Below are 394 nucleotides of genomic sequence, written 5' to 3'. Positions count from 1 at the left end.
GGTCGGTGCACCGCTCGCGCTTCCTGCTGTCGATGTCGGGACGCTACGGACACGCCCTGTACGCCGACCGTCCCGCGGCCAGACTCGGCGACCCGCCACGGACGGTGGGGATCGACGCCACCGCGTGGGAGGTCCTGGACGTGGTCGCCGTCGGCGGCCAGGACCGCACCTCGGACGATGTCGCCGTGGTCGACCGGTACGGCCGCTGCGTGGGAGTCGTACGGCTGGCGGATCTCGTGCGGGCGTTGAGCGACACCAGGGTGGAGGAGGCGGCCGGACTCAACCCGCTGACGCGGCTGCCCGGTTCCGACGCGATCACGGTCGAGGCGGACCGGCGGATCGCGGCCGGGCGGACGCTGGCCCTGAGCTGGCTCGACATCGACCACTTCAAGCA

1 protein-coding gene is annotated in these 394 nt (G+C 72.6%); it reads left to right on the top strand.

Going from position 1 to position 394, the window contains the following annotated elements:
• Positions 1–394 (top strand): CBS domain-containing protein (locus tag EHS43_RS46000; RefSeq protein ID WP_125196164.1); only part of this gene is annotated, 394 nt, incomplete at both ends.

Origin of the sequence: Streptomyces sp. RP5T, assembly GCF_003933965.1 — a bacterium.
GTDB lineage: Bacteria > Actinomycetota > Actinomycetes > Streptomycetales > Streptomycetaceae > Streptomyces.
This window is presented reverse-complemented; position numbering and strand designations above follow the sequence as displayed.